Source organism: Nonomuraea sp. NPDC049158 (genome assembly GCF_040648335.1).
Lineage (GTDB): Bacteria > Actinomycetota > Actinomycetes > Streptosporangiales > Streptosporangiaceae > Nonomuraea.
This window is the reverse complement of record NZ_JBEZDM010000004.1, coordinates 73,920-97,224: the sequence shown is the minus strand read 5'-3', so window position 1 is coordinate 97,224 and position 23,305 is coordinate 73,920. Positions and strand designations below refer to the sequence as shown.

Below are 23,305 nucleotides of genomic sequence, written 5' to 3'. Positions count from 1 at the left end.
GTCCTGCGACGGCGGGCAACCCGGGTGCCGGTGCCCGCATCACGGCGATATCGGCGCCAGGTCACGGCGCCCGGGGACACGCGCGTCGGCACGTTCCTCATGCTGGTCGATGACTTTCTCGTGCCGCTCTACGACGCCGGCGCGGACCTGTGCCTCGGCGATCCTGGCCAGCGCGGCACGCGCCTCGTGCCGCCGTCCGGTGGCCGCGAGCTGTACGGGAGCGGAGAGGGTGACCTCGACCACCAGGTGGCGGGTCGCGGTCACCCGCAGGAGGGAGGTGAGAAGCGAGTCGTCCCCGACAAAGCAGCAGCGGGTCGACGTCGAGTCTCCCTCGCGGTAGCGCAGTGTGGCCGGGCGCACGGCGGCACCCGCGTCGATCGCCGCCTGGAACACGGCCGTCCGGAACTCCCCCATCCCCCGTCCGCACCACGTCGTGCCCTCGGGGAACGCGATCACGGTGTCGCCCGCTCTGAGGGCGTTCGCGACCGTGGCGACGGCCGACGGCAGGGCGGAGAGTCGTTCCCTGTCGATGAACAGCGCGCCCGAGCCCGCGGCCAGGGTACGGATGAACGGCCATTCGCCGATCTCCCGCTTCGCCAGCGGCCGCGACGGCACCGTGGCCGCCATGACCAGCGGATCGAGCCAGGAGACATGGTTCGCTACGAGAAGCGCGCCTACCTCACCCGGGACGGTCAGCGTGGGCTGTGTTTCGGTGAAGAAGGCGACGCCGACCGTGGTTCTGACTCTGATGCCGAGAGCGCGCAGCAGCAGCCGCGCCCACGTCTTCGTGATCTCCGCCCGCCGGGCCGTACCGACTTGACGAGTCGCCAGGGCGATCGAGAGGCCCGCGAGCAGCACGAGGACGGCCGCGAGGAGCCGCGCCACGCGGTGGAGGAGACCGGCGAGAGCGGCGGGGGGCTCCACACAGGCCTCGGGAGTGCACGGGCCCATGCGGAGCCAGGGGTTGATCTCCACCGGGCGGGCCGCGGTGACGGTCACTGCGGTTCTCCCAGGAAGTGCCGCAAGTAGCGGGCGTTGACGTTGGCCATCGAGAGCAGGACGAAGAAGTCGGCGGTGCCGAAGTCACGGTCATGCGCGGGCGCCCCGCACACCCAGGAGCCCAGCCGCAGGTAGCCGCGGAGGAGTGCAGGCGGTACGAACCGGTCGGAACGGGCGGCGCCCCGGGCCCGCCACGGGTTGCGCGGCGTCACCCGGTACTCCGCCGGACCCAGCGGCACCCGCTCGACGACACCGGCCGCGACCGCGCCTCCGTCGTCGAGGGGTACCGAGCAGCAACCCGCCAGCCACTTGTGGCCGCCGTTCACCATGTAGCGCGCGATGCCCGCCCACATCAGGCCGACGACCGCGCCGGCTCGGTGATCGGGATGTACGCAGGTACGGCCCGCCTCGACCAGGTCCCGCCTGAGGACCGCCAGGTTGCCGAGCTCGAATTCGGCGTCGGAGTACAGCCGGTCCATACGCCCAGGAGGGAGCAACCGGTAGGTACCAACCACTTTGTCGTCGTAGCGGACCAGGAGGTGATCGCAGTACGCGTCGAACCTGTCCGCGTCGAGACCGGAGATCGGGCTGTCGAGCCGCGCCCCCATCTCCTCGACGAAGACCTCGTGGCGAAGCCGTTGCGCGGCCTGTACGTCGGCAGCGCTCGTGGCCATGCCGACTGTGTAGCGGCCGGTTGTGGGGCGGCCGGTGAGAGAGATCGTCATGGGCGGGCGTCCTTCCCTGAAAGCGTCTCGCGACCATGTCGACATGCCGAAATGACGGATACGTCTCCCATCGGGGGCAGCGAGGCGTCCGCGTGGTGAACCTCGTAGACGACCACGGTCCGCGGGTCAGGACTCCGGCGGTCGAGGGCGGGGAATCGGCAGGTCAGTGACGTCTGCTGCCTCGTGTGCTGCCCCGTCAAAAGGCAAAGCTTACGTGCGAGCTGGGCGAATCCCCCGTGTGAACTCCGTGGGAGGCGGCGGCCGCATCTTAAGATCAATCCGTGCTAGAAACGGTGATTTCTCTCATCTTCGCCGGACTCTTTCTCAGCTTCCTCATCTATTGGGTGGTGCAGCTGGTCAAGGTCATGCGGCAACGGCGCATACACAAGTACACAGACCCGATGAGGGCCATGGACATCACTGGTCGGGTGCGCCAGCTCAAGGTGCGCGGCGACGAGGACGAAGCGGTACGTCTCGTGCAGGACGAGCTCGCGATGCCCATGGCGAAGGCTCGTTCGTGGGTGAAGTCCATTTAGGGCAGGGGCACACGTGAGCCCCTGCCCGGCGTCACCTCAGAGCTTGGAGACGTAGTACATGTTGCCGCCCGGCTGGATGACCTTGGCCAGGGTGGAGGCGCTGAGGGTGTGGGAGTCGGCTTCCACGGGTCGTACACGGTGATCGTGCCCTTGTTCCAGGCGTTGATGACCGGTACGGCGTTCGCGCCCTTGGTGCCGGAGGTCGTGGTCGGGGTCGTGGGGGACGCGTAGGCTGGTGTGAGAGCGGTCAACTGCAGAGTTGATTGCCCAAAGGTGCGCAATTTGCCCATCGGGACTGATGGTGTTGCCCTCAGAACAGGGTCAGTGGCTCGCTCGGCATGGGCTCGGGGAGCGGCTCGACCTCAGGCACCCGGGCCCGCACCTCGTCGTGAAACCGGCGGGCGAGAGTCAGCGCGTCGGCGTTGTCGGGGGTGTGGACGAACACCGTCGGCGAGCGGCCTTCCCGCAGCCATTCCGCGACCGTGGCGACCCACTCCTGCCAGCCCTCGACCGTACGTTCCGTGGCGTCCCGGCCGAGGTAGCGCACGATCGGACGGTCGGTGAGAGCCGTCGACCGGCGCGGCACGCGTGGCTTCTTCGTCCACGCGTCTCGTTCGGCGTCGCTGGTCGGGGGGCTCTGGAAAAGGGTGGTGGTGTCGAACGGGACCCATTCGGCACCGGCGCGGGCGAGCACCCCTGCGAGCAGCCGTTCTGACCGCGCGTCATCGAAGAACGCCCGGTGACGCACTTCGACGGCGTACCTGTAGGTAGGAGGCAATCCACGGAGAAAGCCCGCCAGGGTGCCGAGGTCGGTGGGCCCGAACGACCCCGGCAATTGGACCCAGAGGGCGTGGGCCCGCGATGCGAGCGGCTCGATCGCCGACAGAAACGCGCGCAGCTCCTCGTCGGCGCCCGCGCCGGTAAGGCGGCGCTCGTGCGTGATCGCCTTGGGCAGCTTGACCACGAAGCGGAAGTCGGGGTCGGTCTGCCGGGCCCATGACTCCACGGTGTTCCGCGCCGGTGTCGCGTAGAACGTCGTGTTGCCTTCCACCGCGTTGCACCAGGTGGCATAGGCCCGCAGGCGTTCGCCGGGAGGAAGTGGATGCGGCAGGAAGCGTCCCTGCCAGGGCACGTGCGTCCACATCGCGCATCCCACATGAAGCCGCATGGCCTCGACGCTACCCGGGGGTCGGCTGCGGCGCCTATTGGGCCGCGGGGAGGGCGGGACCGAGGGTCGACTGAAGGTAGGTCATGGCCTCGATGAAACGTCGGATCGCCGGCCCGTTCGCCGATCTGCTCGGGGGTCAGGTCGGCGACACGCGCCTGGATCCACCAGATGTTGCCCAGGCTCGCGGTGTCCTTCAAAGTCCGAGCCGGCGCGGCAACGGCCACGCGCCGGAACGCGGTCGCGGACGCGCCACCGCTGGTCGCGTCCTGGTCGAACGCGCAACCGCGAGCGGAACAGCCGCAAAATTTCATGTCGCAGAGATTGATGAAGAGAACTTTCAGAGTTATGTTCATGATCGACCCTCCCGACGCAGCTCTGTCACCACGAGGCTCACCGACATCAGGATCTGGGCGCCTAACCGTATCCCCCCATACGACTCGTTCAGAGAGGCAAGCATGCCCACAACTGGCAAGCCGAGCTGGCACAAGACCCTCAGAACCACGATCACTGCCCTGACGCTCACTCTCGCGACCGCGCTGGTGCCCCAAGCCGCCTCAGCGCAGGACAGCAGCATCATGGCTGTGTCCCACAAGAGCCCGTTCAACTGCGGGAAGACCTTCTACGCCAACAACTGGACCCCCACCCACAACCCGTCGGGCTCCATCGACTGGCAGGACTACGGTGGCGATGACATCAACGGTGAAACCGTTCGCGCCACCGCTGCGGGCACCGCGTACTTCTACGACGCGGGAAGCACGAGTTATGGCAAGTGGATAGAGATCCAGCACAGCGACGGCACCAGAACCCGGTACGCCCACCTCGCGACCATGGTGAGGGCGGCCGGCGGCTCGCTGAGCGTCGGCCAGGGCACCACGATCGGCACCGTCGGCTCGACGGGCGGCGCCAACGCTCCCCACCTGCACTACGAACAGCGAACCTCCACCGGCGCGATGGACACCAGCCCGACCGTGGACGGCGTGACCGTGTCCTTGGGCCAGAAGAAGGCCGTCACGAGCACCAACGCCTGCGGTGGCAACCCCTACACCGCCGAGGAGGTCTGCGGCAGCGGCTACTCCGTCATCGACTCCGCCGCCCTCACCGGTGGTCGCACCTACCTGCTCTACAACTCGGGTAACGGCTACAACTGCGTCGCGACGCTGAAGACGACGAGCCTCGGCACGGCGTCGGCGGTGTCGGCGTTCCTGGAGCCGGAAGGGGAAAGCAGGACGACCGACTCGGGCAGCTACGACTATTACGCGGGACCGGTCAAGCGCAGCGCGCCCGGAAAGTGCGTCAAGTGGGGCGGCTCGGTCGGCAGCAGCTCGTACACCAGCGGCTTCGAACACTGCGATTAGCCATGTGCGACTAAGAGCACGATGTCAAAGGCCACTGCCCCATTATGGACAGTGGCCTTTGACCTGTTCGCCGCCATCCCCTGGCGTTACTGATATGACCGAAACCAGGGAGAAGGCCATTTCAATTTTCGACGATGATCGTCCCGTCGGTCGCCGAGGCAGGCGAGGCGAAGAACGCGGACAGCGAGAAGAGCGTGGAACCGAAACCCTTGGTCGCGGCCCCCGTAGGACCCCACGACCGGACATGTCGCCCGCAGCTCCTCTTGATCCCGGGGAACCGCCCCATAATTCACCGATGCGGCTCGCACACCGGGCGGCGCGCTTGCCGCATATGCCAGGGCGAACCCGCCCCCCATGCAGAACCCGATCACACCCAGCCGACCACCGTCGCCGCCAGCGAATCGCCGTCGGGCAACGGAATGCGTGCCTGTTGTCTCATCTGTACTCCTTGGAGAGCGTCACGATGGAGTCGCTGGTGCGTACGTAGAGCACTCCATCGCCACCGGTGCGTTCGAGGTGCTCAGTACGCACGTCCTACCACCGCACGTATTCCGTCATGATCCCCCTCTTCTGGCTGACGTTCGCCGACCCTCCTCATCCCCCGCCAACGAACGCTCTGTGGATTCCGATTGGGCATGGTGGCAACGACGGCTTCTGCACGGGGACAGATGGAACGGGATGGCACGCCTAAAAGGTGTAAGCCCATCTGTCGAACCACGGGGAAATCCATGAAGTACAAGAAGGCATCCCTGTCCATCTGGTCGTCCACGCGAGCCGGCGGTGCCGTCCTGGCCGCGGCCGCGCTGCTCGCCGTCTCCTCTCCCGCCCTGGCCCAGGCCTCCAAGGGGCCAGTCCTGCCGCCGTCGGGCGGCGTGGTCTATGTCACGAACGCCCGCTCCGGCGATGTTTCCTCCCTGGCGATCGGCCCAGGGGCGGTCCTCAAGCCGCTTGGGAAGCCCGTGTCCACCCTCGGCAAGTTCCCCCGGGGCATCGCCCTCACCCCCAACGGTTCCACCGCGTACGTCGTCAACAGCGACTCCGACACACTCTCGGTGTTCCGCGTGGGGGCGCAGGGCGCGCTCCAGCCGGACCCGCAGATCGTCCAGACCGGCGACGAGCCGTGGGGGGCGACGGTCTCCCCGAACGGCCGCACCCTGTACGTGACCAACACCGGCGACAGGACGATCTCGGCGTACCGGATCGGCCTCGACGGCAGACCCAGCAAACTCGGCGACTTCCCCACCACCTCCGACAACCCCAAGCAGACGGTGCTGTCCCCCGACGGGCGCTTCCTCTACCTCTCATACGCCGATGTGGACGAGACCGCCGACAGCCCGCCGCGGGTCATCACCCGATTCGCCGTACGCTTCGACGGCACCCTCGGACCCGCGCAGGACGTGGCGAAGGTAGGGCAGGCCAACTTCGGGATCGCGATCAGCCAGGACGGCGGCTTGGTGTACGTGACCTCGCTGGTCGGGCAGAACGTGTGGGCGTTCCGGCGCGGCGCGGACGGCTCGCTGACCCCCGTGGCCGGATCGCCGTTCCGCGCGCCCACCGGCCCGGTCGGTCTCAAGGTCACACCCGACGGTCGGCACCTGTACGTCGCCAGCAACGACCCCGACGTCGACACAGTTGCCGGCGGCCTGCTCGGCTTCACGATCCTCGCGGACGGCTCGCTCAAGCCGACCGCCGACTCCCCCGTCCACACCCCTGACCAGGCCGAGGTCGCGGCGGTCGCGATCACGCCGGACGGCAGGGACGTCTTCGCCGCGATCCGGGACACGAGCCAGCTGGCCGCGTTCGAGATCGGATCGGGCGGCACGCTGAAGGAGGCCACGGGGTCGCCGTTCCTCACGGGTGGAGAGCGGCCGCTCAGCCAGTCCATCGCTGTACGTCCGGTCCCCGCACCTATCACCCCGCAGTAAGGAGCAGCCTGGACTCAGTGCCCGGCTCGCTCGAAATCCCCACAACGCATCGGACCTTCCGGTAACAAAGCCCTGCTGCACCGGAAGGTCCGATGCCGTTATGCGCCCCCGCCCTCCTCGCTATCCCCCAGGGAAGAACCCGTCACGCACGGTCATTTCAGCATCGGCCGCATAGGATGATCTTTCGGAGAGGGTCGGAGTCGGCTCGGCTTCCGGGCTGAGCTGGTAAGTCCGCTGTACCGACGCGAGGAGAACTGACCAGCGTGAGCCTGGCCTTCGCCACTGAGGTGGGTGGTCTCAACCGGGAGAACGAGGACTTCGTCGGCGCGGCCCCTGACGCGGTGGTCGTACTCGACGGCGCCGGCTATCCCGCACGCCTGCCGACCGGATGCGTCCACACCGTGGCCTGGTACGCGCGCATGCTCGGCTCGTCCCTGCTCGCCGCCATGCTGACGGACGGCGACCGCCCGTTGGCCGAGGTGTTGGCCGAGGGCATCGAGACCGTCTCCTCTCTGCACTCCTCGACCTGCGACCTCGCCCATCCCGGATCACCCGCGGCGACCGTGCTCCTGCTCCGCCGGACAACGGAATCCCTGGACTGGCTGGTACTTGCGGACTCCATCCTCGTCCTGGACATGAACGCCGCCGCAGAACCCATGGTGGTCAGCGACGATCGTCTGGCCGATGTCACGGCGGGCCTGCGGACGTACCTGGACACCCTGCCCACCGGCTCCAGCGAGCACGAGCGGGAACGCCTCGGTTCCGTAGAAGCCCAGCTCCAGCACCGCAACCGGGACGGAGGCTACTGGGTCGCCTCCACTGACCCCCTGGCCGCCGAACACTCCCTTACCGGCAGCGTTCCTCCTGACACGGTACGAGCTGCGGCGCTGCTCAGCGACGGGGCATCGCGCCTGGTCGACTGCTTCGAGCTGGCCAGCTGGCGACGCCTCCTGAACATCCTGGAAGACGACGGTCCCGCCGAACTCATCAACCAGGTCCGTACGGCCGAGCACACCGACCCCCACGGCGCCCGCTGGCCACGCGGCAAGGCACACGACGACGCCACCGCCGTCTACTGGCGGCTCTGACATCCAGACGGGGTAGCTACCGTGTGCGCCTACCCCAGATGAGCGAGGTCTTCTTCGCTCAACTTCAGCGTGCCGGCGGCGATGTTCTCCTCCAGGTGCGCCAGCGAGCCGGTGCCGGGGATCGCCAGGATGTTGGGGGATCGGGCCAGCAGCCAGGCCAGGGCCACCTGCGGCACCGTCGCACCGTGGCGGGCGGCGATGGCGTCCAGGTGCCCGGCCTTGATCGGCTGGAAGCCGCCGACAGGGAAGTAGGGGACATAGGCGATGCCCGCGTCCGCGCAGGCGTCGACCAGCGGGTCGTCATCGCGCTTGGCCAGGTTGTAGAGGTTCTGGACGCAGACGATGGGGGCGATCGCGCGGGCCTGGGCGAACTCGTCAGCGGTGACGTTCGATACGCCCAGGTGGCGGATCAAGCCCTCCTCCCGCAGCGCGAGCAGTGTCGTCAGAGGCCCGGCCAGGGGCGTCTGGGAGCGGGATCGGTCACCCATCCGCAGATTCACCACGTCCAGGCGGTCGACCCCGAGCGAGCGCAGGTTCGCCTCCACGCCGCGGCGCAGGCCGTCCGGCGTCAGACCGGTCATGTCCGCCGCCGGCAAGGCGACATCGGAGCCCTCGACCAGCGCGCCCACCTTGGTCACGATCACCAGGTCCGCCGGGTAGGGAGACAGCGCCTCCCGGATCAGCTCATTGGCCGCCACGCCGTCACGCGCGTAGTAGTGCGAGGTGTCGATGTGATTCACCCCGAGTTCTACCGCCCGGCGCAGAATCGCCAGGGCCGTCTCCCGGCTGGGCGGATCGCCTTGCGGCCAGCCGGTCAGCTTCATCGCTCCGTAGCCGATCCTCGCGACGCTCAGGTCGCCGCCCAACGCCCATGGATTCATTGTCACGATCGACCACTTTAAAGGGCTGGGCGCGCTTCATCCGCAGTTCCGGGGGCCATGCTTCGCCCCGCCTGGCGGTCTCAGATAGTCACGCACCCTCGCCGGAGGCATCGGGTGTCCAATATGAAGGCCGTGTGATGCCGCGCGCCCAATTCATAAGCATGCCCTCGGTCCCCGCGGTGTCGGTCAGAATGACGGAGATGGGTTGTCGATTATTGGCCCAGGTGTTCCTGATTTGGCGTGCCAGTTCGTTCACGACTCGCTGGAGCGGTGTGGCGTTTTGCGCGTCGTGGCCGTACGTCAGCCACCCTTCGTCATCTGCGGCGTGCACGACATCGCGGGCGAGCAGTGCGATGTGACGGAGGTACTCCAGCTCGCTGAGGTCGGCTGAGGGCATGAGGCCAGTCTGATACCTGCATCCGGAGACGGCCCACATGTTATTCGCCGTGGCGTACACATTGCCGGCGTTTCCTAGCGACCTTGGGCGCCTCGCGGCCAACCACTTCACCTGGCTCGTCTCCTCGATCCCGGTCAACAAGGTCATGCTCTGCGGCGACGACGTCCGCTTCCCCCCCATCCGAGCTCGATCACTACGCCGATGCCGCCGTCCGGGTCTTCCTCGCCGCCTACCGCACGCCCGGAGCCCAATGAGGGATCACGCCGTCTCTCCGACGCGAGGGCGAGCTAGCTACCTTGGTGCTTCTGGCCGGTGGCGGCCCTGCATAAGCCAGTCGGCGAGGTGGTCGCTAAGCCGTTGGAGCGCCGCCATCGCGGACGCCACCAGCTCCTCCTTGGGCGGATCCTCGCCCTCTGCCAGCTCCAGGGAACGCCGCAGATCGCCGATCAGCTGAGAGAAGCAGTTCCCTAGATTCCGGTCCACCGAGAACATGGCGATCTCGGCCTTCAACGCGCCGCTGATCCACGGCTTGCTGCCTGTTATGGACGCCAGCACCGTTCCATCGTCGATGGCGTGAGTCAGCTGCGTATCTATGTCGGCCAGGAGGAGAAAGAACTCGATCGCGCATGTTCGGGCTTCGACCTCAAGTGCGGCCCGCCGCTCGTACCGTCTGGAAGCCAGCACCACAGCCCAGGCGGTGACCGCCGCAACGATGCCGCCTATGACGGCAGAGAGCGCGCCCTGTAACAGGTTCCCCCACCAGTCCTGCATATCGACGCTCTCCCAGGCAGCTCGTAACGCCAGTCGGATTCATTCACTGCGGCGAATCTCTTGGGGATGAGCGCATCAAGCGCCAAAGAGAGCGGTGGACGCCAACTGCGCCGCGCCAAGACCGATGGCCACCGCCGCCACCGACATCCCCGCCACTGATGTACTGCGGTTGTACACCGTCGCGATCGTGGCTTGCTTCCGCAGCCCAGGCCACGCCAGCGCCGCCGCGATGACCCCGAGCCCCGGCCGCACCCAGCCCTGCGTCAGCCGGATGCCGAGGAAGATGGCGAGCAGCGCGATGAGCAGGGAGACAGGACCGAGACGATCAGTTAATCGGGTCATGGCGAGCGAGTGTAGAGCCTTCCGCACCGCCCGCCCAGTTGTTCAGCTCGGACGTGGGGACGGCGATCAGCGGCCCTCCTGCGGAGCTGACCCACGTGTGCACATGACCGGTATCGGGTGGTCAGCGTAAGGGCAACCACCGGCACCCGAGCTTGGCGGCCGCATGCCTGACCGTCATGCCCCACTTGTGGCACGACGTGACACGGCATATCGTGCCGATGTATCCAGTCGATATATCGGGCTGAAGGTTTGCCGCAGCCTGGCTGACGCGGGAGCTGCGATGAGGCGGATCGACTACGACACGGAGCAGTACCAGGACTACGCGCGTGGCCGTGCGCTGAGCGAGCGGCAGCAGCAGGTATGGATCAGTGCCTTCGGAGCGGTGCTGCCCGAGCGGCGTCCGCTGGTGGGGCTGGACGTCGGCTCAGGGACCGGCCGGTTCACCCCCGCGTTGGCGCGAGCGTTCGGGCCGGTCACTGGCGTCGAGCCGTCGGTCCGCATGCGCGAGATAGCGCAGGCGCAGTCCCCGCATCCCGATGTGCGGTATCTGGCGGGCTCCGCCGAGGACATGCCCGTGCCGTCCGCCAGCGCCGACTACGCTCTCATGTTCTTGTCCTGGCACCACGTCCCGGACAAGCCGCAGGCGGTTCGGGAGTTGGCCAGGGTGCTCAGGCCCGCCGGGCGGCTGCTGCTGCGCGCGAATTTCAGCGACCACCATCCCAGGCCGTGGTGGCTGGAGCACTTCCACCGCGGCTTTGAGACGGACGCCGCGCTGTTTCAGCCGCTGCACGAGGTCATCGCGATGTTCACGTCGGACGGCTGGCGCGTTACCGGGTTCGGCACGGTTACCGAGCCGTCCGTCGGCTCCCGCGGCGACATGCTCCAACGGCTGCGCCTGCGTACCCTTTCGTTTTTCGCTCAGCTCAGTCCCGATGAGCTGGAGGCCGGTTTCCGCCGCCTGGAGGAGGCTGTCGCCGCGGATCCCGACGCGCCGGCGCCGGTGTTCTCTGAGCCGCTGCTCACGCTCGAACGGTCCTAGTAATGCCAACGGCGCCTCGCGACGGCGGGTTCTGGGTCGCGGCGACCGATCCACTAGCGGCTGAACAGGCCCTGATCGGAACCACTCCCACAAGTCGCATCCGGGCGGCAGCTCTTCTCAATGACGGCGCGACCCGACTTGTCGACCGTTTCAATCCGGCCACCTTGCGGCAAGCCGTAGATGTCCTCGACCAGCGGGGACCTGCTGACCTCATCCGCGAGGTTCGCAGGGCAGAGCAGCCCGACCCAAATGGCGCCCGCTGGCCACGGGGCAAGACCTTCGACGATGCGACGGCCCTCCACTGCCGATTCTGAGGAGCCTTGGTCAGAGTGTGGAAGATGCCGTGCAACGCTCTCGTCCCCGCTAAAGGTAGGCCCTTTTAACAAGGGCGGGCGTCTACGGCGCGGCAAGCCGTGGAAATTGCACAATCAGGTCACGTGCGCGGCCAAGTGCGCTCGAATCCGCTAGCGTCACCGACATGCCTCTCGCCTTGATTCCCAGCCCTTCCCAAGGGGTCTGGCATCTTGGATTCATTCCGATCCGGGCCTACGCATTGTGCTTCATTCTCGGAATCGGCTTCGGCGTCTGGCTGAGCGAGCGCCGCTGGCGCGCCCGGGGCGGTGAGAAGGGCACGATCAACGACATCGCGGTTCCTGCGGTGATCTTCGGTCTGATCGGCGGCCGCCTTTACCACGTAATCGTCGACTGGCAGATCTACTTCGGCCCGCGCGCTATCAAGGAGCCCTACCAGGCGCTGTTCATCTGGGAAGGCGGGCTGGGCATCTGGGGCGCGGTCGCTCTGGGAGGCGTGGGCGTGTGGCTGGCCTGCCGCCGCCGGGGGCTGTCTCTCGGCGCCGTGGGCGACACGATCGCGCCTGGCATCGCGTTCGGGCAGGCGATCGCCCGCTGGGGCAACTGGTTCAACCAGGAGCTGTACGGCAGTCCGACCACGTTGCCGTGGGGCCTGGAGATCGACCAGGTGCACGGCGGCCAGGCGGGCGTGCTCTACCATCCGACGTTCCTGTACGAATCCCTGTGGGACGTGGCGCTCGGCTTCGGGCTGATCCTGGTCGGCAGGCGGTTCACACTCCGCCACGGTCGGCTGTTCGCCCTCTACGTCGCCGGTTACACGTTGGGGCGGTTCTGGATCGAAGGGCTGCGGATCGACCCGGTTGGCGGGGTGGACCACGCGGTGACGTTCCTGGGGCTGCGGATCAACCAGTGGACCTCAATCGTGCTGTTCCTCGGCGCGCTGGTCTATCTCTGGGTGACTCGTAACAAGGACACCGAAGAGATCGTGGTGCCGGCCTCGTACAAGCAGGATGGCTCGTACAAGCAGGACGGCGGGGAGGCCGCCGTGTCGGCGCACCCGACCGACCAGGCCGACGCGGAGGCGGACACTCGCCGAGCTCCAGGAGGTTCTTGACGGCGCGGAGCCTGGTTCATCGCGTGCGCCGACAATACGTGGACCTTAACAGGCGAAAATCCTGTTCGAAACTTTTGACTCGAGATAATTCGAGTCCGCGTCGTACGCGGTGACAACGGTCTCGTAGCTTCCCGAACCATTGAAGCCGCAGGCGAGGTCCGGTGCACTGTCTTCCACTCCAACTCCGCGCCCGGACTCATGGACGAAGGGCAGCAGGTCACCATCGCCGCCATCGCCAAGGCGTTGCACCGAGGCATGGACGAGGGCGCATTCCGCCCGATAGACCCGCATATCGCGGCCACGATCCTGTTCACCGTCCTCCACAGCGCCGCAGACGCGATCGCCGCCGGAGAGCAGCCACAACGCTGGTTGGCGGTCGTACACGACCTCACCCGCCACTGGCTCGCCCGACCGGCGAGCGAGCAGTAACGCCGGCACCCATCGGCCTCGCCGGACCAATCCGCCGTCACAGGCCCGCGCCCCGGTGGAATGAAACTTTCACCCGTCATGTCGGTATTACGGCTCCGCAGGCTGATCCCCGACCTGGTGGCACGCCTGGGTCACCCTCGCGAGAGCCGCTATGGCGCCAGTTAATACCGGCCGAATCAATGGCTCTCGATCGTCTCTCTGGACACCTGGAGGCCTCGAAAATAGTCTCCGTGCGCACTCCGCCGACATCATGCAAGAGATGAGGTTGGAATTGACACGTTCCAAGGTACGTCGTGCGGCCAACTCCGTCGCCATCGTCATCGCAACACTCGCGGCAATCCTGGTGCCCGTCACTCCCGCGCACGCCGCCTATGGTCCCGACCAGGCCGTGTCCCTCACGGTGACCTCGAACGCCGGCCCGTCGATCATGCTCGCCCAGCTGACCGGCACATTGGCGTTCGACGACGGGAACACGAAGTTCAGGTACGCGCTCCGGCTGTGCTGGGGGAGCGGGTCCTACCCCATGCCGAACTTCTACGTCTCCGTCAATGGCAGCACCATCTTCTATCCGAGTCAGACGGGCACGGCAGCCGCGCCCCCCGGATGCCAGGTGTCCCTATTCCTCTACGACGGTGAATACACCCACTCCACTACCCTCACGAATGTCACTCTGTATGTGACGGGCGGCTGGTTCTATCCCGGCAACACTTACAACAGTCGCACCAAATCCGTGACCTACGACAACCCCTACAACTGAGCCGTCCGAAAAGCTGCGAGCACACCGCGTACGCCCCCGTCCGCGCAGGGTGATAACCGGCGGAGCGAAGGCCCGCAGAGGTCAAGGCCGGGTTCGACTGGAAGAACGGCTGAGCCACCGTGCCGCGAAGCGCCCACGGGAAGACCCTTTTCGCGCCGAAGGGCGCGCACCGGAGACAGGCCCGAGCGGGGCGAGGACCCGCTCGGGCCCAGGTCCCAACGGGCAGCCACACAGACGCGCGTACGGCGGGCGGCGAAGTAAGCGGTCGTCACTACCTCAGCGATCACCCGCAGGTCTTCTGATCCGCAGGGAAGCTCCAGCGACGTAGGATCCGGCCGCTGCCGAGCGCTGATGCGCTCCTATCTGTCTCGCCGACCATCGTGGGGCCTCACCAGTGCCCTGGGTGTCTCGCCACAGCGTGCCGGACAGGGTTTTCCTTCCTGGAGATGGCCACCTCTTACAGCCCTGACTCCCAAATGCGAGAGCGGACGCAAGGACTACCCGCCTTTATCTAGGGGCTATCACCGCAACTTGCGGATCACTGGTCTACACAGGATCGTTACGGAATATCCCTTATCTCGCCAACTCCACCCTCTTACTCTTTTCCTGCTATATCCCCCCAAGCAAGGACGCTGATGAAGCTCTTCTTCGCAGGCCTCGTGGCAACGGCCGCGGTCGCGTGTACGGTGGCCGTACCCGCTCAGGCGGAATCCGCCGCATCTGTGCAGGCCGCTCCAGTGGACCCCGTGAAAGCCCTGAAGGCCCAGCTGGTCTCGGGCAAAGGCGTAAAAATCACCGAATCAAGCGGCATTACCGTGGATTTCACCACCGACGACCAAGCTATGCAGGTACGGGTGAACACCCGCACGGCCGGCACCCTGGCTTTCGGCAAAGGCAATGTAGCGGCTGCCGACCTCCATGTCCGCATGTCCTCACGCCAGAAAGGAGCCAACCCTCCCTACCGGGTCATCGCTGAAGGCAGAAACGCCTACGTGACCAACGCCGGCATCGCCAAGGCGCTGCCTTCCGGTCGTTCCTGGATCCAGTCGAAGGCCAGTGGGAACGGAAACACCATCCTCGGCGCGGGCGTCACTTCAGCGGAACTGCAGTTCATGGTGAAGAACGCGTCAGAAGTCACGACCGGCGAATATCAGGGCACCGCCAAACTCGCTGACTTCCGGCACGACAAGTCCGCTGGGGAAGGCGACGTCGAGTTCCACCTGTACTTCGACACACGCAACCTGCTCACCCGAACGGTCGTCGACACGACGGTCTACCCGGACAGCGACAGCACGGCCTATGACCAGATGGTCTTCCACACCGATACCAAGTATTCGGGCTGGGGCGCCAAGGTGAAGATCGCCGCACCGGCGGCCAGCAAGGTCATCAGCGAGAAGAGACTCAACACGAAGACCCGCCAGGCCGTCATCAAGGCCGGCTATCCGGAGAGGGGCCCCTTCTAACCTGCGCCAAGACGGAACCGACGTCGGCGGGCGACCCGCGTACATCGTTCCCGCCCGAGCGGCGCCGGTCCAGAACCAGCGGCCTAGCGTCGTCCGGGCTCTCGGTCAGCTGGGTCAGTTGGCGAGGAAGTTCGTGATTCGCCGAGCGAGTGCGTCGGGCGCTTCGAGCATGGGCAGGTGTCCGCTGTCGAGGGATTCATTCCAGCTCGTGTCGAGATTGCGCGCGAATCGCTGTTGCAGTCCGATCGGGAGCTCAGCGTCCTGGCTGGTGGAGAGGTAGCCGCGACGTTCGGGAAAGCCGCCGCTTTGCGGCGTGTCCCGGTAGAGACGCGCGGACTCGGGGTGGAACTCCGCCACGATGCGATCGGCCGTCTTCGTGTCCACGCGGCTGGCCACGCCCCGCCGGATAGCGGCATCGGGCGGTCGGGTGCCGGCCAGCCGCATCGCCAGGCTCAGCACGAGCCGGTTCGGCATCGGCATCGACGCGACGAAGCTGCGTCCCGGCTTCGGCACGACGGCCGTGACCGCCAGGAACGCGCCCACCCGGTCAGGCGCGAGGGTGGCGATTTCCGCTGCGACAGTCCCGCCACTGGAGTGCGCGACGACCGCGAACCGCTCCCACGGTGCCGAATCCAGGGCCGCGGCGGCGTACTCCGTGAGCGAAGCGCGATCATGACGCGGTCGCTCAGCGACCACCGTCTGGTGCGATGCGGCCAGTTCTTCGCGCACCTGATCCCAGATCCAGACGGGAAGACCGGCACCGCTCAACAACAGGATGGGTTCTCGCGACAGTGTCATGCTCCGATTCTGGAGGCGCATGATGTCACCGTTATGGCACCATTTATGCATGAACCGCACTGACCGGCTCTATGCGATCCGCGAAGAGCTCCGCCGTGCGGGTCCCCGAGGCCGCACCGCCGAACAGCTCGCCACCGCATTCGAGATCAGTGTCCGCACCGTCAAGCGCGACATCTCCGCTCTGCAGCAGGGCGGGTTCCCCGTCTGGGCACGTACGGGCAGGATTGGCGGATACGTCGTCGATCGTGCCGCCACCCTGCCGCCGGTGAACTTCACCGCCACCGAAGCCTGCGCGCTCGCCGCGGCGATCGCAGCACACCGTGGACAACCATTCGACCAGCAGGCCCGGGCTGCCCTGGTGAAAGTGCTGGCAGTGATGGACCCACAGGCGCGGCGGCACGCGGACGATTTGACCGAGCGCATCTGGATCGACCACAGCACTACCGAGGCAGCTGATCCGCGCCAACGCGACGCGATCGAACAGGCCCTTCGGGAGCGCAAGGTCCTCTCGCTGCACTACCGCGATCGTCACGGTACGCCGACAACGCGCCGGGTTGACCCTCAACTGCTCGCGTTCACGGCCGGGCACTGGTTCCTCGTGGCGCACTGCCACCGCCGCGAGGCCATCCGATGGTTCCGCCTCGATCGGATCGAACGCGCGAGCCTCACCGCTCAGCGTGCCATCGACGTACCCGTCGAAGAGCTAGGGACACCTCCCTCGACGGCGGCCTCCGTCCGGGTGTGACGTGGTCCCGGCAAGGCGCTGTCACTGAGCCATTCACGCAACGGTTGAGTTGTCATGTGATGCGGACATGGACTTTGCAGCTGTACAAGATTGAAAAGGCCGCTTCCCGATCATGGGTAGCGGCCTTGGGCGGTGGGATCGGCTTGGCTCTGATGGCATGGACTGGGAAAGAGAGTGACTATGAGCAGCCTTCTTCGCTCACTCACGGACGAGGTGAAACCCGAATACCGTCTCTTCGCCATCGCCAGCGTTATCGACGGCCAATTAGTCGGCTCGGCGGTCGACGGGGAGATGGAACCACCGGACGGCAGGATCGCAGCGGGGCACGACGGGCTCATCATCCAAACGGCTTATTTCGATGACGACTTACATACGGTCCACAACCGGTTCGAGCGGTGGGACGGACCGCCACCTGTGGATGATTGGGAAGAGCTGTGGACTGGCCAGCTCTCGCTGAAATCCGAACTGATCGGTGTCGGAGCTTGGACGGATGGCCATTCACACCATATGGAGTTCGATCTGGGGCGAGGCGATACCACCTGGTCCACACGGTTATCCACCAAGGTCCTTCGGACCGAACAGGAGCCCGGCTTCCCCCACGCAATCGCCCGGATCGAGCTATACAAGATCCAGTTTTGGGCCTAAGTACTTACGCAAGATTGGGTCAGATTGCGTCGCTCACGGTCGGAGATCCACTGTGACCTCGTGGTGAGTAACGCGTTCGTCCCACCGGGTCAGAGCGCGGCGGGCCGTGTCTTCGACGACGGCCTGCTCAGGGTCCTGTCCGGCGAAGACGCGCACGTCGTCCATGCTGGTGAAGAAGGTGATCGAGGTGAACATCACTTCGTCGCCGTCGTGGCGACGTAGCAGGCGGGCACCGCAGAAGCCGGCGATGTGCTGAAGGTGCTCGGCTACCTCGGATTCGTAGTGGTGCTGGTAGTCGTCGGCTGTCGCTGTTGAGGCCCATCCCCGCCACATCCGCGCGATCATGCGCTCCACCTGACCTTTTCTTGTCTGCCGCGGCGGCTGGGCCTTGCCTCAGGCCACCTTGACGCCCCTCGATGGGTTCCCGCTCGATCAGTTTGGAACCGCGCCCCGGGTGCGGACGAGGGCGACGAGGTGGGGTGCCTTGACCGCGCGCCAGCGGGCCTAGGCCGCTGCGGCTCGCGCGCGGCGACGATCGCGACGAAATCCTGATGATGCTTGAGCTCTGACTGTTCCGACCCGAACGGCATCCGCCATCCCTTGGCCGTCGTCTCCGAAGAAGGCGTGCCTCACCGCGGACTGGCCGGGACGTTCCGCGACCGCATCCCACGGATAGCGGAGGAGTTCAAGAAGACGCTCCAGCCGCGGACCTGCTCGGGAAGACCAGTTCAGCTCGTAGAGGGCGCGTCCGTGGAAACCGTCGAGCCTCTGGCGGGCATCACATCGCGACGCACGGAGCTTTGTGCGGACGGTGATTGATCAACTACTTTCAGTTGTGACATGGTGCTCGAGTCTTGATCAACTCTTCTGGAGGCACCCATGCTTGCTCGCCATCTGCTGACCGCCGCCGTCATCTCCGCCACCATGAGCGCGGTCACCGCTCTGCCCGCGGTGGCCGCTGGTCAAGAGTCCGCCAGCCGCACCATCCCGGTCGGGACCGCCATGTGCGTCGACGTCAGCAACTACCGTGGCAACGGCACCTTGATGTACCAGTGGCAGTGCGACTCCAACAACACCAACCAGAAGTTCGTCGTCGAGGACGGCCTCATCAAGGTGGAAGACACCGTCGGCACGAGCCAGATGATGTGCCTGGACTCCTCCAACGGCCGAACCAACGGCACCCGGGTCTACCAGTGGCAGTGCCTAAGTAACGCTAACCAGCTCTGGGTCATCCAGGGCGGCCAGATCATCCTCAAGTCCACCCTCAACTCAGGCAACCGCCTATGCCTGGACGCCACCAACGGACGCGGCAACGGCATCCAGGTGTACCTGTGGCAGTGCGACCCCAACAACACCAACCAGAAGTTCGTCGTCGAGGATGGCCAGATCGCGGTCAAGGACACCTTGTCCTGATCCTGAACGTCCTGATCCCGAACGTCCTGATCCCGAACGTCCTGATCCCGAACGTCCTGATCCTGAACGTCCTGATCTCTGGTCACACCCGGCACGTTCCCATGTACCGCAGGGCATCAACGGAGGCCGCCGCGTCAAGAAGTGGGCGTCAGCACACCACGAAGATGCTCTTCCAGCCGACGCCCGTCCCCTGCTTCGCGTTGCCGTTGCTGGGCAGCACGAAGTGCACCGGCCCTCTGTTGTTGATCTGGTTGTGCATTCGGCCGGACTGGCCGGAGCCGTACCACTTGTACGACCCGCGGTAGCGGAGGTTGGTCGTGCCGCACTTGTCGATGACCTGTGTCTGGCCGGTGAAGCCCGGCCCTTCGTAGGCCACGTACGTCGAGCCGGTGTCCGCGGACATCGAGGCGTTGGCGGCACCGCCCATGACTGCGACCAGGGAGGCGGAGATAGCGGAGACGAGGGCGATTCTCTTGATGCTCTTCACAGCGATCCTCCGAATGCGTCGCAACTGATTGCCAAATGTCACTTTGAGGAGAGAAGTCCGATGACACTCACCACTCGCGCGGGCAGAGAGCCCGAACGCCGCAGCCGTAGACCGGCTCGGTAGCGGACGACGAGCTTGGACTCGCCGTAGGAGCGGGGCATGGGACCTTCCTTTTCATTTCCTAACGAGAGGAACATATGGACCGGCTCTTGATCGTCACTTGCATCCCACCTACACCACACGTAACAACTGGCCGTAAAGCCACCATGTGGGACAGCTCGGCGACAATGGCGGTGATGAGGAGGGGATGCCTGCCGCACGAGACGCCTTTGGCGTGTAGTGGGGCCTAGGAGGTTCGAACTCCCGGCTTCCCGCTCGGAACCCGAGGACAGTCACCGCCTGTGGTTGCTCTGCTCGCACAGCAGCTGACGACTGATGGCGTGTGATCGCGTAAGACGGTCGCCTCAGACCTGGCCCTCCGTCGACAAGCAGGTCGATCGCTTGCACGACACGCTTACGTGTCGCGTCGTCGCGTTGCTCGATCCATTCGCGCACCTCGTCGACGATGTAGACGTCCCACTCGTCAACCACGCACCGCGGTATACCTCTCCGACCAGAAACTCTTGATCTCTGCAGGTCAGGCGGCAGCGGACCTTGCCCATGATCGACTGAGCTGGGAAGATCGGCATGAGTCAGACGGCTGGGCCGACCGTGACGTTGAAACTCATCCGTAGCCGATGATGGGGTGGACACAATGCCTCTCGAGGGCGAGTACGAGCCGAACCCGGCGCAGTGGGTGCGCGAACAGGTCGAGCTGTATGAGAGCTCGGACGGCACGCAGGGAACGACGCTCCGGGACACGGGACTGCCCGTCGTCATTCTCACGATGCGCGGCGCGAAGAGCGGCAACATCCGCAAGATCCCGCTGATGCGTGTGGAGCACGAGGGACGGTACGCGGCCGTGGCCTCGAAGGGCGGTTTCCCGAGTCACCCGGTCTGGTACTTCAACATGAAGGCCGACCCGCACGTGGAACTCCAGGACGGGTCCGTACGCCAGGCCATGACGGCTCGTGAGATCACCGGGGATGAGAAGGCCGAGTGGTGGGAGCGCGGGGTCGCCGCGTATCCGCCGTACGCCGAATACCAGGAGAAGACCGATCGGCTGATCCCCGTCTTCGTGCTGGAGACGGCGGCCGGGAACTGATCGGCCATAGAGACCGGAACGCATGAGCATGTGACCGGCCTGGGAGGCACTTTCCAGCTAACCGTCATCAGATAGAAGGCGCAGGCGAAGCCTGCGGCTAAGAAGATAAGGCGGCTGAGCGAAGCGAATGCCTCCAGGGGCGGGGCTGCGGCCCGACTGGAAGAAGGCGCCTGAGCCGCTCAGCGCTAAGCGCCCCATTTACCGGGCTGCTGTACGGCAACCGGTGAAACCGGCCGAGGGCGCCGTGAAACCGGCGCCGCCGAGAGTGAAGCCATGAGCATCACAGAACTCGGACGTACCGGGGGCGGTCCGGCCTCCGGCGGAGGAATCGATCTGGCCGTACGTGCGGAAGGGCTTGCCAAGACGTTCGGCGGGCACCGTGCCGTCGACGGGATCGACCTGGACGTACGCCCCGGTGAGATCTTCGGCGTCCTCGGCCCGAACGGCGCCGGCAAGACCACCATGCTGCGGATGCTGGCCACCCTGTTGAAGATCGACGCGGGCCGTGCCGAGATCTTCGGGGTCGACGTGGCCGGCAACCCGCACATGATCCGCCAGCTGGTCGGCGTCACCGGACAGTACGCGTCGGTCGACGAGAACCTGACCGCCCGCGAGAACCTCTGGCTCTTCAGCCGTCTGCAGGGCATCGCCGCGTCGCGCGCCCGGCGCATCGCCGTCGAATTGCTGGGCCAGTTCGGCCTGGAGGAGGCCGCTGACCGACCGATCGCGCAGTTCTCCGGTGGCATGCGCCGGCGCCTCGACCTGGCGGCCAGCCTGATCACCAGGCCGCCGCTGATCTTCCTCGACGAGCCGACCACCGGTCTCGATCCGCGCACTCGTGGTCAGATGTGGGACACCATCCGCGGTCTGGTCGCTGAGGGCTGCACAGTACTGCTGACCACGCAATATCTGGACGAGGCCGATCAGCTCGCCGATCGTGTCGCCGTCATCGACCATGGCCGCAAAGTCGCCGAGGGCACGCCCGACGAGCTGAAGACCGCGGTCGGCAACTCCACACTCCAGTTGCTGCTGGCCGAGCCGGGCGAGGTACCCGCCGCTGTGGAGGTCGTACGGCGCGTCCTCGGCTCCGATCCGGTACTCAGCCCGGAGCGGGGCCACCTCAACGTCGCCCTGGACCAGGCCGACCTGGCCGCGGACGTACTGATCGCACTGCGTACCGCCGGGGTGTCGATCTCCTCGGTGAGCGTGGCCAAGCCCAGCCTGGACGAGGTGTTCCTCGCCCTCACCGGCCACGAGACGGACAGGGACGACCGGACAGGGACGGACCAGACAGGAACGGACGAGACCGGCACAAAGGAGAACCGATGAGCACCATGACCGCACCCACCCGCGAGGCGGTCCGGGCCGCCGACCGCGTGGCGGCCGCCCGGCGGCGCGTCTCCATGGGGGAGACGATCGTCCAGACCCTGACGATGGCGTGGCGGGCGCTCAAGAAGATGCGCCGCAACCCGGAGCAGTTCTTCGACGTGGCGCTGCAGCCCATCCTGTTCACCGCGATGTTCGCCTTCATCTTCGGTGGCGCCATCGCCGGCGACGTGGAGAGCTACCTCCCCCTGATGATCCCCGGCATCCTCGCCCAGACCGTACTGACGACGTGCATGGCCACGGGCACGCAGCTCCGCGAGGACATGGAGAAGGGCGTGTTCGACCGGTTCAAGTCGCTGCCGATCGCCCGGATCGCGCCGCTCGCCGGCCCCATGGTGGCCGACCTGCTGCGCTACATGATCGCGGCCACTCTGACCTTCGGCATGGGCCTGGTGATGGGCTACCGCCCGGGCGGCGGAGCGGGCGGCGTGCTCGCCGCGATCCTGCTGGCGATCATCACGGGCTGGTCTCTGGCCTGGGTCTTCACCTGGGTCGGCACGATCGCCCGGAGCGCCCAGGCCGTCCAGAGCATCTCTATGATGATCTTGTTCCCGCTGACCTTCCTGTCGAACGCGTTCGTCCCCGTCGAGACCCTGCCCGGCTGGCTGGCCGCGTTCGTACGGATCAACCCGGTCTCACATCTGGTCACGGCCGCCCGCGACCTCGCCAACAGCGCCATCGTCAGCGCGGAGGTGGCTTGGACGCTCCTGGCGTGCCTGATCGTCATCGCGATCTTCGCGCCGCTGTCGGTACGCAGCTACAAGCGGCACATGTGACCTGCGCCCGTCACGGCCGGAGACCTGCTCCAAGAGACCGCGCGCCTCTTCGAGCAGGTCGGGGCCGCGTCGATCGCCGTACTCGGCCCGCACGGCTGCGAGCAGTCCGGGCTCGGCCCGCTCCGCGTACGGTTCGATCCGCTCAAAGGTCATGCTGGGCATGTTGCCGCTGTACGCGAACCGCTCGGCCAGCACCAGCAACCTGATCGCGTCGCGGGGGGCCATGGCTCCCCGCAGCAGCCCCCAGGCGCCGAGCCCGAAGAGCATCGAGCCGCACATCGGGTAGTCGAGGATGGGGTTTTCCGCGGTCAGCAGGTCGTAGCCCCGGGCGGTGGAGAACAGGTCCTCGCCGTACTGAACGTCCTCCGGCGAGGCGTGGTACGCGTACGCCGTCAGGGTGACCGACTCCGCCATCATCGTCCACGGCATGAATTCGCTGTGCGGCACACCGGGCAGGCGCAGGGCGCGCGCCCGCTGGACGGCCAGGCGGTATTCCGCGAGCGCGGCGGTCGTCTCGCCGCGGGCGAGGGCGAGCTCGGCCGCGCACAAC

At 66.3% G+C, this 23,305-nt stretch carries 25 protein-coding genes and 1 pseudogene; 15 read left to right on the top strand and 11 right to left on the bottom strand.

Annotated elements, in window-relative coordinates; translation table 11 throughout:
* Window positions 1–39: 39 nt before the first annotated feature.
* Both AB0B61_RS10805 and AB0B61_RS10800 read right to left on the bottom strand, forming a co-directional pair.
* Complete coding sequence (locus AB0B61_RS10805; RefSeq protein ID WP_358430635.1) at window positions 40–999, bottom strand: lysophospholipid acyltransferase family protein; 960 nt, start codon at window positions 997–999, stop codon at window positions 40–42.
* Window positions 996–1,724 carry a GNAT family N-acyltransferase gene (locus AB0B61_RS10800; protein WP_358430634.1) on the bottom strand — a complete coding sequence of 243 codons (729 nt, stop codon included), beginning with the start codon at window positions 1,722–1,724 and terminating at the stop codon, window positions 996–998. The genes AB0B61_RS10805 and AB0B61_RS10800 overlap by 4 nt, the downstream gene beginning before the upstream one ends.
* Window positions 1,725–2,005: 281 nt before the next feature.
* Here AB0B61_RS10800 and AB0B61_RS10795 point away from each other — a divergent pair, with 281 nt between their 5' ends.
* Window positions 2,006–2,260, top strand: a complete 255-nt coding sequence (locus tag AB0B61_RS10795) for a hypothetical protein (RefSeq protein WP_358430632.1) — start codon at window positions 2,006–2,008, stop codon at window positions 2,258–2,260.
* A gap of 310 nt (window positions 2,261–2,570) precedes the next feature.
* Here the strand turns inward: AB0B61_RS10795 and AB0B61_RS10790 are convergent, their stop codons facing one another.
* Entirely contained in the window at window positions 2,571–3,428 is an 858-nt protein-coding gene (locus tag AB0B61_RS10790) for a DUF72 domain-containing protein (protein ID WP_358430630.1), read from the bottom strand.
* A gap of 455 nt (window positions 3,429–3,883) precedes the next feature.
* On the opposite strand from AB0B61_RS10790, the gene AB0B61_RS10785 reads away from it, so the two are divergent.
* Entirely contained in the window at window positions 3,884–4,783 is a 900-nt protein-coding gene (locus AB0B61_RS10785; RefSeq protein WP_358430628.1) for a M23 family metallopeptidase, read from the top strand.
* 86 nt (window positions 4,784–4,869) lie between these two features.
* Here AB0B61_RS10785 and AB0B61_RS10780 read toward each other — a convergent pair.
* A pseudogene (locus tag AB0B61_RS10780) lies at window positions 4,870–5,163 on the bottom strand (dienelactone hydrolase family protein); the annotation flags it as partial.
* Window positions 5,164–5,511: 348 nt separating this feature from the next.
* Here AB0B61_RS10780 and AB0B61_RS10775 point away from each other — a divergent pair.
* Complete coding sequence (locus AB0B61_RS10775) at window positions 5,512–6,708, top strand: beta-propeller fold lactonase family protein (protein WP_358430625.1); 1,197 nt, start codon at window positions 5,512–5,514, stop codon at window positions 6,706–6,708.
* Window positions 6,709–6,971: 263 nt separating this feature from the next.
* Window positions 6,972–7,796 carry an integrase gene (locus AB0B61_RS10770; RefSeq protein WP_358430623.1) on the top strand — a complete coding sequence of 275 codons (825 nt, stop codon included), beginning with the start codon at window positions 6,972–6,974 and terminating at the stop codon, window positions 7,794–7,796.
* A gap of 29 nt (window positions 7,797–7,825) precedes the next feature.
* Here the strand turns inward: AB0B61_RS10770 and AB0B61_RS10765 are convergent, their stop codons facing one another.
* The 4 genes from AB0B61_RS10765 to AB0B61_RS10750 form a co-directional block, all read right to left on the bottom strand.
* Window positions 7,826–8,677, bottom strand: coding sequence for an oxidoreductase (locus tag AB0B61_RS10765; RefSeq protein WP_358431378.1), 852 nt, complete (start codon window positions 8,675–8,677; stop codon window positions 7,826–7,828).
* A gap of 88 nt (window positions 8,678–8,765) precedes the next feature.
* Window positions 8,766–9,074: a hypothetical protein gene (locus AB0B61_RS10760; protein WP_358430620.1), complete on the bottom strand. Its 309-nt coding sequence runs from the start codon at window positions 9,072–9,074 to the stop codon at window positions 8,766–8,768.
* 291 nt (window positions 9,075–9,365) lie between these two features.
* Complete coding sequence (locus tag AB0B61_RS10755; protein WP_358430617.1) at window positions 9,366–9,845, bottom strand: hypothetical protein; 480 nt, start codon at window positions 9,843–9,845, stop codon at window positions 9,366–9,368.
* A gap of 75 nt (window positions 9,846–9,920) precedes the next feature.
* A complete protein-coding gene (locus tag AB0B61_RS10750; RefSeq protein ID WP_358430615.1) occupies window positions 9,921–10,187 on the bottom strand; it encodes a hypothetical protein in 267 nt (88 codons plus the stop codon).
* Window positions 10,188–10,467: 280 nt separating this feature from the next.
* Between AB0B61_RS10750 and AB0B61_RS10745 the strand changes: the two genes are divergently transcribed.
* From AB0B61_RS10745 to AB0B61_RS10725, 5 genes are all read left to right on the top strand, one after another.
* Entirely contained in the window at window positions 10,468–11,226 is a 759-nt protein-coding gene (locus AB0B61_RS10745) for a class I SAM-dependent methyltransferase (protein WP_358430613.1), read from the top strand.
* Between the two features lie 478 nt (window positions 11,227–11,704).
* A complete protein-coding gene (gene lgt, locus AB0B61_RS10740; RefSeq protein ID WP_358430611.1) occupies window positions 11,705–12,652 on the top strand; it encodes a prolipoprotein diacylglyceryl transferase in 948 nt (315 codons plus the stop codon).
* Window positions 12,653–12,850: 198 nt separating this feature from the next.
* Window positions 12,851–13,081, top strand: a complete 231-nt coding sequence (locus AB0B61_RS10735) for a hypothetical protein (protein ID WP_358430608.1) — start codon at window positions 12,851–12,853, stop codon at window positions 13,079–13,081.
* A 259-nt stretch (window positions 13,082–13,340) separates the two neighbouring features.
* Complete coding sequence (locus tag AB0B61_RS10730; RefSeq protein WP_358430605.1) at window positions 13,341–13,838, top strand: hypothetical protein; 498 nt, start codon at window positions 13,341–13,343, stop codon at window positions 13,836–13,838.
* A 635-nt stretch (window positions 13,839–14,473) separates the two neighbouring features.
* The gene (locus AB0B61_RS10725) at window positions 14,474–15,301 is read left to right on the top strand and encodes a hypothetical protein (protein ID WP_358430603.1); all 828 of its coding nucleotides are present in this window, start codon (window positions 14,474–14,476) and stop codon (window positions 15,299–15,301) included.
* Window positions 15,302–15,415: 114 nt separating this feature from the next.
* On the opposite strand, the gene AB0B61_RS10720 is transcribed toward AB0B61_RS10725, so the two are convergent.
* Window positions 15,416–16,099, bottom strand: coding sequence for an alpha/beta hydrolase (locus AB0B61_RS10720; protein ID WP_358430600.1), 684 nt, complete (start codon window positions 16,097–16,099; stop codon window positions 15,416–15,418).
* Between the two features lie 49 nt (window positions 16,100–16,148).
* Between AB0B61_RS10720 and AB0B61_RS10715 the strand changes: the two genes are divergently transcribed.
* Window positions 16,149–16,844: a WYL domain-containing protein gene (locus AB0B61_RS10715; protein ID WP_358430598.1), complete on the top strand. Its 696-nt coding sequence runs from the start codon at window positions 16,149–16,151 to the stop codon at window positions 16,842–16,844.
* 180 nt (window positions 16,845–17,024) lie between these two features.
* Window positions 17,025–17,489 (top strand): hypothetical protein, encoded by a 465-nt coding sequence (locus tag AB0B61_RS10710; RefSeq protein ID WP_358430596.1) that lies wholly within the window; start codon window positions 17,025–17,027, stop codon window positions 17,487–17,489.
* Between the two features lie 33 nt (window positions 17,490–17,522).
* Here AB0B61_RS10710 and AB0B61_RS10705 read toward each other — a convergent pair whose 3' ends face one another.
* On the bottom strand, window positions 17,523–17,834 hold the full coding sequence (locus tag AB0B61_RS10705; RefSeq protein ID WP_358430595.1) for an antibiotic biosynthesis monooxygenase: 312 nt from the start codon (window positions 17,832–17,834) through the stop codon (window positions 17,523–17,525).
* A gap of 534 nt (window positions 17,835–18,368) precedes the next feature.
* On the opposite strand from AB0B61_RS10705, the gene AB0B61_RS10700 reads away from it, so the two are divergent.
* A complete protein-coding gene (locus AB0B61_RS10700) occupies window positions 18,369–18,902 on the top strand; it encodes an RICIN domain-containing protein (protein WP_358430593.1) in 534 nt (177 codons plus the stop codon).
* A gap of 148 nt (window positions 18,903–19,050) precedes the next feature.
* On the opposite strand, the gene AB0B61_RS10695 is transcribed toward AB0B61_RS10700, so the two are convergent.
* A complete protein-coding gene (locus tag AB0B61_RS10695; RefSeq protein WP_358430591.1) occupies window positions 19,051–19,389 on the bottom strand; it encodes a MiAMP1 family antimicrobial peptide in 339 nt (112 codons plus the stop codon).
* 754 nt (window positions 19,390–20,143) lie between these two features.
* Between AB0B61_RS10695 and AB0B61_RS10690 the strand changes: the two genes are divergently transcribed.
* From AB0B61_RS10690 to AB0B61_RS10680, 3 genes are all read left to right on the top strand, one after another.
* On the top strand, window positions 20,144–20,593 hold the full coding sequence (locus AB0B61_RS10690; protein WP_358430589.1) for a nitroreductase family deazaflavin-dependent oxidoreductase: 450 nt from the start codon (window positions 20,144–20,146) through the stop codon (window positions 20,591–20,593).
* Window positions 20,594–20,866: 273 nt separating this feature from the next.
* Window positions 20,867–21,922 carry an ATP-binding cassette domain-containing protein gene (locus AB0B61_RS10685; RefSeq protein WP_358430587.1) on the top strand — a complete coding sequence of 352 codons (1,056 nt, stop codon included), beginning with the start codon at window positions 20,867–20,869 and terminating at the stop codon, window positions 21,920–21,922.
* A complete protein-coding gene (locus AB0B61_RS10680) occupies window positions 21,919–22,755 on the top strand; it encodes an ABC transporter permease (RefSeq protein WP_358430585.1) in 837 nt (278 codons plus the stop codon). The genes AB0B61_RS10685 and AB0B61_RS10680 overlap by 4 nt, the downstream gene beginning before the upstream one ends.
* Window positions 22,756–23,305 lie beyond the last annotated feature (550 nt).

Excerpts from the sequence above, each read along its gene's own strand:
- AB0B61_RS10800 (WP_358430634.1), bottom strand. The coding sequence starts at position 1,724 with ATGACGATCTCTCTCACCGGCCGCCCCACAACCGGCCGCTACACAGTC.
- AB0B61_RS10790 (WP_358430630.1), bottom strand. The coding sequence starts at position 3,428 with ATGCGGCTTCATGTGGGATGCGCGATGTGGACGCACGTGCCCTGGCAG.
- AB0B61_RS10785 (WP_358430628.1), top strand. The coding sequence starts at position 3,884 with ATGCCCACAACTGGCAAGCCGAGCTGGCACAAGACCCTCAGAACCACG.
- AB0B61_RS10775 (WP_358430625.1), top strand. The coding sequence starts at position 5,512 with ATGAAGTACAAGAAGGCATCCCTGTCCATCTGGTCGTCCACGCGAGCC.
- AB0B61_RS10765 (WP_358431378.1), bottom strand. The coding sequence starts at position 8,677 with ATGAATCCATGGGCGTTGGGCGGCGACCTGAGCGTCGCGAGGATCGGC.
- AB0B61_RS10760 (WP_358430620.1), bottom strand. The coding sequence starts at position 9,074 with ATGCCCTCAGCCGACCTCAGCGAGCTGGAGTACCTCCGTCACATCGCA.
- AB0B61_RS10755 (WP_358430617.1), bottom strand. The coding sequence starts at position 9,845 with ATGCAGGACTGGTGGGGGAACCTGTTACAGGGCGCGCTCTCTGCCGTC.
- AB0B61_RS10750 (WP_358430615.1), bottom strand. The coding sequence starts at position 10,187 with ATGACCCGATTAACTGATCGTCTCGGTCCTGTCTCCCTGCTCATCGCG.
- AB0B61_RS10745 (WP_358430613.1), top strand. The coding sequence starts at position 10,468 with ATGAGGCGGATCGACTACGACACGGAGCAGTACCAGGACTACGCGCGT.
- lgt (WP_358430611.1), top strand. The coding sequence starts at position 11,705 with ATGCCTCTCGCCTTGATTCCCAGCCCTTCCCAAGGGGTCTGGCATCTT.
- AB0B61_RS10735 (WP_358430608.1), top strand. The coding sequence starts at position 12,851 with ATGGACGAAGGGCAGCAGGTCACCATCGCCGCCATCGCCAAGGCGTTG.
- AB0B61_RS10730 (WP_358430605.1), top strand. The coding sequence starts at position 13,341 with ATGAGGTTGGAATTGACACGTTCCAAGGTACGTCGTGCGGCCAACTCC.
- AB0B61_RS10725 (WP_358430603.1), top strand. The coding sequence starts at position 14,474 with ATGAAGCTCTTCTTCGCAGGCCTCGTGGCAACGGCCGCGGTCGCGTGT.
- AB0B61_RS10720 (WP_358430600.1), bottom strand. The coding sequence starts at position 16,099 with ATGACACTGTCGCGAGAACCCATCCTGTTGTTGAGCGGTGCCGGTCTT.
- AB0B61_RS10715 (WP_358430598.1), top strand. The coding sequence starts at position 16,149 with ATGAACCGCACTGACCGGCTCTATGCGATCCGCGAAGAGCTCCGCCGT.
- AB0B61_RS10710 (WP_358430596.1), top strand. The coding sequence starts at position 17,025 with ATGAGCAGCCTTCTTCGCTCACTCACGGACGAGGTGAAACCCGAATAC.
- AB0B61_RS10705 (WP_358430595.1), bottom strand. The coding sequence starts at position 17,834 with ATGATCGCGCGGATGTGGCGGGGATGGGCCTCAACAGCGACAGCCGAC.
- AB0B61_RS10700 (WP_358430593.1), top strand. The coding sequence starts at position 18,369 with ATGCTTGCTCGCCATCTGCTGACCGCCGCCGTCATCTCCGCCACCATG.
- AB0B61_RS10690 (WP_358430589.1), top strand. The coding sequence starts at position 20,144 with ATGCCTCTCGAGGGCGAGTACGAGCCGAACCCGGCGCAGTGGGTGCGC.
- AB0B61_RS10685 (WP_358430587.1), top strand. The coding sequence starts at position 20,867 with ATGAGCATCACAGAACTCGGACGTACCGGGGGCGGTCCGGCCTCCGGC.
- AB0B61_RS10680 (WP_358430585.1), top strand. The coding sequence starts at position 21,919 with ATGAGCACCATGACCGCACCCACCCGCGAGGCGGTCCGGGCCGCCGAC.